Raw genomic sequence first — 13463 nt, 5'->3', positions numbered from 1 at the left:
CAACTATCTGTTTAGTGTGATGGATACGCCGACATACAAGAAGATAGTCAAAACATTAATAGAAAAAACCGAAGGATATCAGGAGACTGTTATGACCATTGCTGATCGCTTAAGAAATGAGGGGTTAAAAAAAGGATTAAAGAGAGGAGTAAAAAGAGGGTTAGTCAAAGGAAGAGAAGAAGCTCGACAAGAAGAGCAGGAGAAGGCCAAACAACGCACTTACACCCAAGTTTTGACCAGTTTAAGCCTAGGTTTAGACATTGATATCATTAGCAAAATTACAGGCTTATCTCATTCTGAAATTCAAGATATGAGCTAATTAACATACGCTGTATTTATCGAAAAACTGTATTGATAAAAAACGGTGAAGGGCGGAATCAACATAAAATTGATTCTGCCCTTTTTTAATTAATTGAATTAAAAGTTAATTTTTAATGTGGCATTCACACCGCTTGAACTGACATCACTGTTATATTGACCTTGGTAAGAAACACCGAAAGTCGTGGATTTATTCAGTTGAGCATCAACCCCTAAGCCTACACCGAATAAGTTATCTAACTTGCCACCACGAATTTTGGCTTCGCCAGTGTCTGACAGGAACAACATCGCTTCTGGGCGAGTATCGCCAAATAAATGGCTCGCAGATACGTCACCTTTCAGTGTGAGATTCACATTACCCGCGCTGAATGGATAGCCACCACGTAAACCAACGGTACCAACTTGGATATCTTGGTTATCTGTTTTGGTGGTGAATTGCATATTGCCGACTTGCTCATGCAGATTATCGCTGGTGACATGCAGCCAGTTAAATCCAGCATAAGGCTCAACAGAATATCGGTCATTATTCAGCTGGGTATAAGCACCTTCCACGAAGAATTGCGTGATTTTTGCATCATAGCTGGTGGAGTTATAACCGGACTCTTGGCCTACCCACAGCGTGCGTTTTGCATCTCGGTCTTGGTTTGTATGCGTTACACCATAGTTAATCGCAGCTACATTCTTGATATTGGATACACCGTAGGCACCGACATGCAGATCATTGCTGTCAATTTTGCCGTACTCATGAGCTTTATATTTAGATGAACCCGCACCAAAGAACAGTCCCGCTTTGGTATGCTCAGCGACATCAATTTCTGCACCCACTAATGCTGCATAGAAATCGGTATCCATATTGCTGTAGCCATAGTCAAGGTTGCCCCATTGACCAACACCTGTCATCCAAATGCGTGCATTGCTATTTTCAAGGTTAGCATAGCGACCATGACCCACGCCGATAGCCTGATCTTTCACGGTACGAGTTAGACCCAATACGTTCACCACACTGGCATTATTCGCATTAAGGTACATATCACTACCGAGTGATTGATAAGTATTACGAAGGTCACGTTCGCTCATCGGTAGTGTTGCATCAAATAGCTGACCTTTAGCGTTACTTTCTAATGAATTAGCAATCGAACGACCATTTTCATTATTAGCAAATGAAGCAAATGAGGCATCCGCTTTTTTACTCAGAGTGCCCGTAATGGTGTTATCTTTTACAGAAACGTCTTTTTGGAATAACGCATAATCATCTGCGGCAGCATTATTGGCATTTGTCGCCAGCATTTTGGTTTTAGCGCGATTGTCAGCTAAATTATCTGCGTTAACCGTACCTTGGATTGATTTATCATTAAGATAAACATCTTTCAGTTGCCCAATGTTATCGGCAGCAACATCCAGTTTAGCGCCTTGATTTAAGGTCATATTACCGACATTCACATCATGACCTGCGGTGACTAAATAGGTACCTTTATCGTTGATGTTGATATTGGCTTTATGGCTTTCATTGGAGACTAACTGACCTTTTTGAGTAAATTTGTCGTTATAACGATTAAGCACGCTAATTGTGCCGCCGTTAACATTCACGTCTGCAGTACCAAAGGATTCAGTAAAACCGTACAGAGAACCTTGTTCGACGGTTGTACCGCCACGGTAGGTGTTATCCCCCGTCATCACCAATGTGCCTTCACCCGCTTTGACTAGAGCGCCATCATACAAACCTGCATCGATTTTGGCTTGAATGGCCTCAGCGCGTTTTTGGTAATATTCCTGACGCCATTTTTTAGCATCTTCTTTATCGACAATATGAGAAGTCGGGTCTGGATTGCCATCATTGACCACAAAATCGGTACCAAGATTATAATCGCCACCGGCATCGATACCGTTGGCTTTATAATCGGCTAACCACGCCAAATCTTCGGTTTCACGCTGATCTAACGCCGCTTGGCTAATGTCATTTGTCCAGACATCAAGTGGGACAGCATCCAGTTGGTATTCGAATTTACCTAAGAATTGACCTGGGCCATACATACCTTTTTCGAGATCAGGAGTACCCCAACCATAGCGCTCATCAGGTACGCCATCCGCGGATGTCCAGCCTTTATAGAGGCTGCCATCTGGGTTATAACGGTTGGCAGTCGTGAACATCACATCACGAACTTGCAGGGCATTCATGGATTGATAACGAGACATTAAAACGCCCATGGCACCAGTGACGTGTGGTGCTGCCATTGATGTTCCGCTAAAGGTATCCCAACCCGGATTGCCGTCAGCATCTACGACGCTGGAGTAGATATAGCGGCTAGGGGCAACGACGGTCCACCATTTGGCATTTCCCGCTTCGTTAAACATACCTTCAATTTCATAGCCTGTTTTGTCTGCCGTCTGTTTTAACCCTGCAACCGCAATCCAATGTTTCTCTGCTTGTGGATTGAAATAAGGGTAAAGAGGGCGATAGTACGGGTTTTTAAAATCGCGGTTACCTGTGGTGAAGACTTGAACAACATTGGTGCCTTTCACGGCATCATAGGCGGCATCTACAAAGGATGGGTTATCCCCATAGATTTTTTTGAAATAGAAATATTCGTACTCAGTTTGTTGGGTGGTATCAACGGGTAAATGTACCGTGGTGTTACCACCATCAGGACCGACCGTTTTCCCTGCATCAATAATTCTTGGGTTGGTACCCCAACTGTTATTGATCACTTGGGCACCAGCATCCACCATGGCTTTCCAGCCAGTATAGAAATATTGGTAATCTTGATAAGGACCATAGTTATTGCTGTCGGTGGCACCTGTGTTACCCACATACACATCGGAACCCCAGGCAACGCCGTGCATACCTTCGCCATCACGGTTAGCACCGACGGTACCTGTCACGTGGGTACCGTGAGTATCATTCACGCCTTTGATCCAATCTCCAGTCACATCGAAGGCTTGACCTTTTTCATAGTGACCGCCTAACTCTTGAGGATAACGCATCCCCGTGGAGCCGTATTCACCTTTGGCTTTGACCGCGTGGAAGCGAGAGCCACTTAGCTCTTGGTGAGATAACAATGCGCCTGAATCCATTACGCCGATTTTAGCGCCTTGCCCATGATATCCCAGCGCATAAGCACTGGAGGCATTCATGGCGGCTAAACCCCAGTCATTTTTATATTCTTGGCTTTCCCAACTATTTTTATCACCGAGTTGCCCTGTTTCAGAGTAAGCCAGCGTATAGCCGGAAAATAATAGCGCAGAAGTAATAATAGAAAGCTGAAAAATATTTTTATTTATTGCAGCTTTATTTTTATAACGAGAAGATGACGCAAATTTATGTGCTTTGTTCATTCTGATACCTTTGTTATCAATCAAAAAACATCATTAAGAATCAAAAACAGAATCGCAGAGATAATCTGTGTTTTATAAAAATAAATACTTGAGCGCTATCTCAAAATCTTTTTATTTATCGAAAAAGTAGATTTATTGACTAGCTAATCACATCAAATGCAGATGAATAGAACGTGAACAGAACAAATTAAATGATAGTTCTACGTGGGGAATTAAATTAATTTTTGCTTTTGAATACAAGAATTAAAATTTAGATAAATTTATTGAGAATAAATCAGTTGTGGTAACAAATTCACATTATTTATTAACAGTCATTCTTGCTAATTATTTTTTAAGTATTAATAACTAATTTAAAGTAATGAATTATTTTTCTATTATTTAGCAATATTCATATTTTTATAACCAAAAAAAGCCGCCATTGTTTTAAAATGGCGGCTTCAAATAACAGAATTAAGTTAAATTATTAAGCGAATAATTACTGATAAATCTGTTTAATTTCTTGGGCTGCGGCTAAACCACGTTTCGCTTCTTTTTCTGCGATTTCAACGGACAAACCAATATACGAACGTGGGTCTAGCATCGCTTTGATTTCATCATTGCTAAATGCTGCCGTAATGGTTTCGTTCTTGGTGAGGTTAGTGTAGAAATCCTCACCATCCGCTGCGGTTTTGATGGCTTCTTCATACAGCAATGAGTGTGCTTTATCTTTACCCAGCTTCTCAGCCATTTTCATCATCACGTATTCGGTATTATCTAACCCTTTATTTCTCAGAACGTTATGCAGCATTCTCTCTTCGTGAGGTACCAGAGTTCTCGAAAGCTCTTCGGTTCTTAATAAAATTTCAGTAGTCAGTTCCAGCGCTTCTTCGATAAGCCCATCGAATAACATATAAGAGCTGCTATCACCTTCATACGGTCTGACGGCAGAATACATCCCAACACTCGGTAACGAATACAGTTTTTGGGAGTTAGCAATAATCCCTTTCGCCAGTTTTGGGTTGATTTTGTGTGGCATGGTGCTGCTGCCCACTGTGCCTTTGGTGAAGCCTTCAGACACTTCCGCTATTTCTTCCAGCGTCGTGCTGTAAACTTCTTCCCCGATTTTATGACAGATATTCGCCATCAGCGCTAAGTTCGCCATGTACTCGAGTTTATGGGTGCTGAGGTTGCGAGATGGGACTTCCATCGCATGCATGCCCGTCAGCTCAGCAACGCGTTTTTGCACTTCTAAACCAATCCCCGGCATGGAGTTAAACGCACCCACAGCGCCACCCATCATGATGGTAAATACGCGCTTTTCACACTCTTTCATACGCTGGTAGCAGTCAATGAAATCGCTGATCCATACGGACACTTTGTAACCGTAAGTAATTGGAATAGCGTGGCGCCCATGGGTTCTGCCTGGCATCACCATATGCTTAGTTTTTTCAGCAAGACCCGACAGGTTTTCGATGATCTCACCTAACAGCAACATAAATTTATTATGTACCGTTTTCATCATGTACAGCTGCGAGCTTTGCTGAATATTTTGGGTGGTAATTCCGTAATGGATGTATTTACCACTCTCTTCAGAACACGCATTCACCAAGACTTTTAAGAAGGGAACGAAACCGTGCCCAATTTTTTGGTAAATGCGGCTCATCTCTTCAAAATCAATGTTCTCAATAACCGCTTTTTCTTTAATTTCATCGGCCGCTGATTGGGGAATGAACCCCGCTTCAGCCTGCGCTTGAGCTAACATGGATTCAAACATCAGCCAAGTATTGTATTTGGCTTCATCCGATAACAGGGCTTTTATACCGCGGTCATCGATGGTTTTACTCTTAGAATCATATAAGGCTCTCATCATATATCCTTTTATTTCTTCATGAACTCATCAACAGCGTTGCGAACAAATTCAACTTTCGGTCCATAAACTACGTGGACGTGGTTTGCCGATGGAAAGAAGAATGCGGTACATCCTGATTCCAACATTAAATCTTTATCAATTTTATTCACTTCTGCGACATCAATACGCATACGGGTAATACAGTTATCTACGTTACGAATGTTCTCTTTACCGCCTAAGGCTTCAACAAGGATCTCAGCGATTTCGCCATAACGTTTTTCTTTAATTAAGGTATTTTTCAGGTTGCTCGACTCTTCACGACCTGGGGTTTTGATATCAAATTTGATAATCGCCCAGTAGAAGATGAAGTAAGTCACTACCGCTAAACCGCCACCAATCAGGACTAAGAATATCCAGTTAGTGTGCTCGTACAGCAGACCGAAGATAGTGAAGTCAAACACGGTTCCACGGATATACCCGATAGCAACCCCAGCGAATGACAACAACACTGCACCAATACCGACGATGATGGCATAGATTAAGTACAGCAGCGGTGCGATAAACACGAAGGTAAATTCGAGCGGTTCGGTCACGTTACCGAGCATCGCGGTCAATACCATGGTCACCAACATCGATTTAACTTCAGCTCGGTTCTCTTTTTTCGATGTTTTATAGATAGCTAATGCAATCGCAGGGAACAGGAACAGCGTCACCAGCATTTGTTGCTGCGCCATAAAGCGCGTCAGGCTTGGCATCATTGCCCAGTATTCACTACTTGGACCTTGCTTAAATAACACTTCCGTTAAGGCTGGAACGACACCAACAAAGGTTTGTCCATCAATAACATAGGTACCACCGGCTTCGGTAAATCTAAACAGAACGTTCCAAACATGGTGTAACCCGAATGGAATAAACAGACGTTCACCCCCTGCGGTAAAGAATGGACCGACAGGACTTAGGAAGACGGCAGAAAGCTTCATCAAGCCTTGTACTAAGACTTCCCAGATAAACGGTAATGTTCCACCGACCATGATCATTAAACCGACCATGATGATCGCAACCGATTTTTTACCTGAGAAGAAGGCGAAGGCAGTCGGTAGCTCGAGGTTGTAGAATTTATCGGTGGCCCATGCACCAATTAACCCTGTAATAATTCCCCCAGCGGCACTGATATTTAAGGTTTGAATACCTAAAACTTTAATCTGTCCCACTTGACCCATAATCGCGGGATCCGCCAGTTTACCAGTGAGCACCAACCAAATATTCATGGTGATGATCAACGAAAGGTAACCCACAACGGAGGCGAAGACCGCGATCCCCTTATCACGCTGGCTCATGCCATAGGCAACCCCCATGGCGAACAGTAATGGGATGTTGTCGAAGATAACGCCCGCAATAGAACGGATGCTGACAAGTAATGCGTTAACGGTTTCATTGCCGAGGAAAGGGAATCGAGCAATCATGTAGGTTTGAACTAATGCACCACTGATCCCCAGTATCATACCAATTGGAGCCAGAACCCCGATTGGCAGGAGCAGTGTCCTACCAAAGCGCTGGATTGACTCACCGAATTTTCTTTTAGCCATATTTTTTCCTAATGACGAAGAATTATTGAAATTAACTGGAATACTAGCACTGGGTTTTTTAAATGAAATGATGTTACGGTTTTAAATATTATCTCAGGTCATAGATTAAGACCTAGGTCATTATTGTTAAATAAAGCTTTAAAAATCATGCTAATAATAATTTTGTCATCAATGTGTTGATGATTTTTTAAATAAATAATTATTTGAAGAATAACAAAAATAATTGAATGAAAAGTATTTGATTAACTTTAAGCTAAATAAATAAGGTGAGGGAGGCGTTTATTTACAGCAGATTTTCCAATTCATTAATTAACAAGTCCACCAGAATGAAAAATCCGGTTCTGGATTTTGAATCATCCCGTTTAGTGTCATAGCTATCCGCGAAGCAGAAAAGGGTGTTATTGGCGTAGGCAGTGAGTTCGTTTGTGTGAAAGGCGGTCATACTGATGATGTTGGCCTCTTTCAACTGCACGATTTTAGCGGTTTCGATGATTTTTTTGGTTCCGCCAGACAGCGAAATAAAAATCACGGTGTCATTTTGGTTAACCAGACGAGTAAACGAGTCGGAGAGATTGTAATCGTTGATAAAAAAGCAGTGTAATCCAAGGGAGAAGAGCAAGTGTTCAAGATAATAACCGACGGCTTTACTGGTACCGCGTGCCACTAAAAAGATATTACGCGAGCCGCGTAATGTTTTCGCACAGTCGCGAATTTGCTCTTCATTAATCAACGTGAAGGTTTTATGGATATTATTTTCAAGCTGTTTTTTATACGACGCAGGGTTGTTTTTTTCCGCTTTATTTTGCGAAAGGATATGGTTATTAATTTGAAACTTGAGTTCTTTAAACCCACTAAAGCCTAATTTCTGGGACAAATTAATAATGACAGTCTTAGAGACAAACGTTTTGGCGACTAATTCATTAATATTCAAGTAGGGAATATCGGCAATATTATCGGTAAGATATTTTAATACTTTTTTTTCACTGACGGTTAAGTTGTCATAATTCTTTAGAAAATCCAGCATATCTCACCTGATCAATAGAGTATCAAAAGCCCATTTTAGTCTGGGTTCGCGTGTTATTTATGATGATATCGACACTGTGTGAAGTGAGCAAAAGCTCAACAGCGTTGATTATACGTTAAAGCCGTATTTTATGCAGGTTTTCCGGGAGTTTTTTTGATGTGAATAACTTATAAGGTCGATAATAATACTTATCTATTTAAGCTAAGAATATAAAAGTGAAACGAACCTCAACCAGAGTCTAAAGGATTAAAAACGCCTTGTGATAAAGCACATCACAAGGCGATTTTGTTTATCTCAATTCCGGCTCAATCATTATTTGAGCTGCCAAAGCGTTCCTTCAGAAATAACCGCGCTACCATGAGAAGCAAATAACATTAGCTTGCGTTCATTAGGTTGGGGATAAATGCGGCTAGACATTGCGGCGTCACCATCGTTGACAAAGACTTCAACGGAGGAGCGGTCAATAAAAATACGCAATGAAAGTTTATCGTTTGTGGGTAATGGAATGCTGCGATAACCGTCCAGCTCATATTCTGGGTAGTGCCGCCAGAGCACTAAGCGTTGAGATTGGCTATCAATATACAGCTCTAATCCATCGCCTACCTTATTACCTAGCGCTATGCCATATCGTTCAGCATTACTTTGGTTTCTATCCCAAACAAGCTCTAACTCGATGGCGCTGGAATGTTCGAGTAGCACTTCTGTTTGACTAACCGAGTGAGGCTCAATGAGTTGGCTCTGTTGGCGCAGTGATTTGGCTTCAATCACTGGACGTTGGCATAAATGCCCATCTCGTACAAATAACTCGCGTGGTAGGGTTAAGCAGCCTGCCCAGCCTTCTTGTTTGGATGGCATAGCAGATTCCCACATATCCATCCAAGCCATAATGACACGTCGTCCATCAGCTGTCGTGAATGATTGTGGCGCGTAGAAATCGTGCCCATTATCCAGTTCAGTAAATTTTTGACTTTGTATAAAAGCGCTTCCTTCTTGCCAGTGACCTTGGATCACACCGGATTGGAAGCGATTACGATACTGATAACCTGTATTTTGTTGAATACCTTGCGGTGAAAACATCAAATAGTGGTGGTCGCCACACGGGAAGAAATCTGGGCATTCCCACATATAGCCACCATCAACATCAGCGTGAGCGAGGATTCGATCAAGTTGCCATTCGCGTAGTGAATTTCCCTTATAAAGCAACGTTTGCCCACAATTTGCCGCGTCTCGTGCACCTATCACCATCCACCAAGTGCCGTTTTCTTGCCAAATTTTAGGATCACGGAAATGCATAATGCCATCGGGAGGCGTTAGCACAATACCTTGTTTTTCAAAGTGAATACCGTCAGTACTGGTTGCTAAACATTGAACTTCACGGATAGCGCTATCGTCACCAGCTTCTTTTAGCCACACATGCCCCGTATAAATGAGTGAAAGGGTTCCATTATCATTTACGGCACAACCTGAAAAACAGCCATCACGATCATAGTCATCACCGGGTGCTAGGGCGATAGGCTCATGTTGCCAATGGATCATGTCGTGGCTGGTGGCGTGACCCCAATGCATTGGCCCCCAGTCAGCACTCATTGGATGATGTTGATAAAATGCGTGATATAACCCATCAAAGCAGATCAAGCCATTGGGATCATTCATCCAGCCAGCGGGTGGCGCAAGATGGAAGTCAGGGTAATAGGTATTTCCACGTTGAGCTTTAAGTTGCTCAAGAGCAAATTGTGCTTGCTGAAGTTTTTGTTTCATAGTTCCACCGTTTTTTTCGATGTTGTCATACGATTGACGGTTGATGCGTCCTCTGATTGCAGAAGGACACTTGAAATTATCGTCATCAAAATGACGATAGCGGCGAGGATCATATAGGTATCTGCAAAGCCTAATGTGTCATAACTGTAGCCTGCGAGCGGGGATAAGAATGAGGCGCAGAGCGACGCTACAAACTGGAAACCCACTAAGTAGATGGTTGCAGATAAACGTTTATCAAATACGGATGTAATGTATTTAAATAATGAAATTAATAGGATAGGGAGTTCAACCGCATGTAGCAGCTTCATAAATGAAATCGTGATTGCATCGTCAGCAAGCCCCGAACCTAAAATGCGCAGTGCCATGATGACACCACTCAAAAGCAGACCACGTTTGGCACCAATCCGATTGACGAGGAAAGGTGCTAAGAACATACCACCTGCCTCTAAAAAGACCTGAAGCGAGTTTAAGTAGCCAAACATCTCGTTGCCTTCGTTTTGGCTTGCAAACAACGAAGCAAAATAGACCGGAAATTGTTGGTCGTAGACGTTATAAACACTTACCCCGCAGACAAATATCACCAAAGACCAAAATGAGCGCATGCGTAATAATCCCAGCGCATCAGTGATAGTCAGCGACTGAGTTTTTCCGAACTCAAGTTCATTCATGGTATGAGGGCGAACGTTGCGTAAACGCCATAACAAAATGATGAACAGAAGTGCGCTGGCAGAACCCATGGCAAAATTTAAGTTGGGATCGATATTAAATAATAACCCAGCAAAAAAGGTGGCGCCCGCCCAGCCCAGTGAGCCCCACATACGGGCACGACCATATTCAAAACTTGCAATACGACTGACGCGTTCAGTATAGGATTCAAGAGCGCCAATACCGGCAAAGAAAGTCGCGCCAACATAAATGCCCAACGCGGCCGCTCCCGCAAAAATATTCCATTTCAATAAGGGGGTACAGACAAAAATAAACCAAGGTCCGCTGATTAATAGCAATCCCCCCAGAAACCATAATAGATTTTTGCGTAAGCCAAGCCTGTCTTGGATAAACCCGTAAAGAGGCTGAGCACAAAATGCGGTTAAGCTGATAACAGAAAAAATAATGCCCGTATCGGTGCCCTTTAAGCCAATTTTTTGGCTGAGCCACAGAGATACCAAGGAAAACACGGATGACCATGTCCAAAAGAAAGTAAATAACAAACCACTTAATGTGAGATAGGCATGCATGTTAGCGCGTGTTTTTTTGCCCATAGATATTCTCCTACTGTCAGAATGTCTATATTGTTAATGTTAACATTCACTTTATAAAAGACGGTATAGTGCATAAATATGATGTTAATCACCAATGTTAACATTAACATTGGCGGTATGTGAGGGATGTCACAGGTTTCTGATTCTCGCAATCATGTGGCGATTTATTGGTTGATATACTCCGACGAAAAGACGTTGGAACCAAAGACGTTGAAAACAAAGACGTTGAAAACAGAGTAAAGAGGGCAAAATGGTACTCTTAAAAGATGTCGCAAAGCTGGCGGGCGTTTCAATGATGACGGTCTCAAGAGCTATCAATAATCCTGAAAAGCTGAAAAAAGAGACACTAGAACGCATTCAAAAAGCCATTAATGAAACGGGTTATACGCCTGATCTTTCAGCTCGGATGATCCGCGGTACACGGTCAGGGCAAAAACCTCGAACGATTGGGGTATTGGCGCTAGATACGGCAACGTCCCCTTTTTCTGTCGATATTACGCTGTCTATTGAAGAGACTGCGCGTTCACACGGTTGGAATAGCTATGTGGTGAATATGCTAGAAGGTGATGATCCTGAAGCTATCGCGAGCTTACTTTTTTCTCATCGCCCGGATGGCATTATTTATACGGCAATGGGGCTTAGGCAGGTTGAAATTACCAAGCACATGATGAAGGTACCATTAGTACTCGCTAACTGTGAAAGCCTAAATGTACCAACGGCCAGCTATGTACCCGATGATGAAGATGGTCAATATAACGCGGTGAAAGCGCTATTAAATGCGGGATACCGCCAACCGCTATGTTTATATCTCCCAGCTAACCACCCGGCGACTCTCCGTCGAGCTCTTGGTGTTAAGCGCGCTTGTGAAGAACATGGAATCAATGCCGATGCGTTATCTCATCATTTTTTAAATACAGAAAATTATGCAGATATTCCTGAGATTGTACGCAAGCAGATCCACCATGGAAAAGCGGGTTTTGATTCAGTTATTTGTGGAAACGATCGGATCGCATTCATCGTTTATCAGATCTTGTTAGAAAGTGGATTGAAGATCCCAAAAGATGTCGCTGTTGTGGGCTACGACAATATGGTTGGGATCGGTGAATTATTTATTCCACCGCTTTCGACGGTACAACTTCCGCATTATGAGATTGGTAAGCGTAGCGCGCTACATATCATTAACAGGGAGACGCATCGAGAAACTGTCTATATTTCATCGCCTTGGTTACCAAGGGATTCAATTTAATCATACTGACTATTTTCAATATTGCTTGTGGAGTAATTTATGACCGATAAAGTGTGGGTTCTCGGTGATGCTGTTGTTGATTTGATCCCCGAAAGAGAAGGCTGCTTACTTCAGATGCCGGGTGGTGCGCCTGCGAATGTGGCAGCTGGGGTTGCTCGCCTTGATGGACGAAGTGGGTTTATTGGTCGTGTCGGGAATGATCCTTTTGGTCGCTTTATGTGCCGCACGCTAGATCAAGAGAGAGTGGACACTGACTATATGAAGTTGGATCCGCAACATCGTACATCAACGGTGGTGGTTGAACTGGATGAAGAGGGAGAACGAACTTTTACGTTTATGGTTCGTCCCGCAGCGGATCTTTTTTTAGAAATAGAGGATTTACCGGTATTTCAGGAAAATGAATGGCTACATGCGTGCTCTATCGCGCTGAGTGCCGAACCGAGCCGTAGTACCACATTTTATGCCATGGAAAAAATTCGTCGTGCAGGTGGGCGCGTTAGTTTTGATCCTAATATCCGAACGGATCTTTGGCAGGATGAAAATCTATTGCGTGAATGTTTACATAAAGCGCTCACTTTCGCCTCGGTGGTGAAGTTATCCGAAGAAGAATTATTTTTCTTAAGCGGTAAAACCGATATTCAGCAAGGTATTGCACAACTTTCCACACAGTATTCTTTTGATTTGCTACTTGTGACTCTAGGTAAAAATGGGGTGATGGTGTGTTGGCAGGGAGATATTCTGCATTATTCAGCTAGACCCGTGGTGGTGGTTGATACGACAGGTGCGGGAGATGCCTTTGTCGCAGGTCTATTAGCAGGGTTGGCAGTTTATGGTCTGCCGCGCGATGAAAATACGCTGGGCATGATTATTGGACAAGCACAAATTTGTGGCGCATTAGCCACCACGGCGAAGGGAGCAATGACCGCATTGCCATATCGTCAAGATTTACTCAAAAGCCTGTAGTCACGATTTCGCGCAATTTTCTAGGGGGGTTGTGGTGAATGAAGAAAGTGGTTTTTGAGAAGTAAAGACTGAGGTGATTCGCTAGAAAGCAAAAACCCGCCACTAGGGCGGGTTCTTTAAATAGTGGTGCCCGGACTCGGAATCGAAC

At 42.8% G+C, this 13463-nt stretch carries 8 protein-coding genes and 1 pseudogene; 3 read left to right on the top strand and 6 right to left on the bottom strand.

The genetic code is table 11. The features are described from left to right. Nucleotides 1-319, top strand: a pseudogene (locus tag GKR71_RS02560) (Rpn family recombination-promoting nuclease/putative transposase); the annotation flags it as partial. 98 nt (nt 320-417) lie between these two features. Here GKR71_RS02560 and pta read toward each other — a convergent pair. From pta to GKR71_RS02530, 6 genes are all read right to left on the bottom strand, one after another. Then, entirely contained in the window at nt 418-3651 is a 3234-nt protein-coding gene (pta, locus tag GKR71_RS02555) for an autotransporter Pta (RefSeq protein ID WP_108479503.1), read from the bottom strand. Between the two features lie 475 nt (nt 3652-4126). Further along, entirely contained in the window at nt 4127-5497 is a 1371-nt protein-coding gene (locus tag GKR71_RS02550) for a class-II fumarase/aspartase family protein (protein ID WP_036949581.1), read from the bottom strand. A gap of 11 nt (nt 5498-5508) precedes the next feature. Then, nucleotides 5509-7065 carry a PTS transporter subunit EIIC gene (locus GKR71_RS02545; RefSeq protein ID WP_006658525.1) on the bottom strand — a complete coding sequence of 519 codons (1557 nt, stop codon included), beginning with the start codon at nt 7063-7065 and terminating at the stop codon, nt 5509-5511. Nucleotides 7066-7348: 283 nt separating this feature from the next. Further along, nucleotides 7349-8089, bottom strand: coding sequence for a MurR/RpiR family transcriptional regulator (locus tag GKR71_RS02540; protein WP_036949583.1), 741 nt, complete (start codon nt 8087-8089; stop codon nt 7349-7351). A 312-nt stretch (nt 8090-8401) separates the two neighbouring features. Then, nucleotides 8402-9847, bottom strand: a complete 1446-nt coding sequence (locus tag GKR71_RS02535) for a glycoside hydrolase family 32 protein (protein WP_154599947.1) — start codon at nt 9845-9847, stop codon at nt 8402-8404. Next, complete coding sequence (locus GKR71_RS02530) at nt 9844-11106, bottom strand: MFS transporter (RefSeq protein WP_036949587.1); 1263 nt, start codon at nt 11104-11106, stop codon at nt 9844-9846. Before GKR71_RS02530 ends, GKR71_RS02535 begins: the two co-directional genes overlap by 4 nt. 250 nt (nt 11107-11356) lie before the next feature. Between GKR71_RS02530 and GKR71_RS02525 the strand changes: the two genes are divergently transcribed. Continuing rightward, entirely contained in the window at nt 11357-12352 is a 996-nt protein-coding gene (locus GKR71_RS02525; RefSeq protein WP_154633905.1) for a LacI family DNA-binding transcriptional regulator, read from the top strand. Nucleotides 12353-12391: 39 nt separating this feature from the next. Further along, nucleotides 12392-13315, top strand: coding sequence for an aminoimidazole riboside kinase (locus tag GKR71_RS02520; RefSeq protein ID WP_132496470.1), 924 nt, complete (start codon nt 12392-12394; stop codon nt 13313-13315). The last annotated feature ends 148 nt before the right edge of the window (nt 13316-13463 follow it).

Source organism: Providencia sp. wls1922, from assembly GCF_009706505.1.
Taxonomy (GTDB): Bacteria; Pseudomonadota; Gammaproteobacteria; order Enterobacterales; family Enterobacteriaceae; genus Providencia; species Providencia lanzhouensis.
Note: the sequence above shows the minus strand (reverse complement) of the source record. Positions and strands in the feature narration are given on the sequence as shown.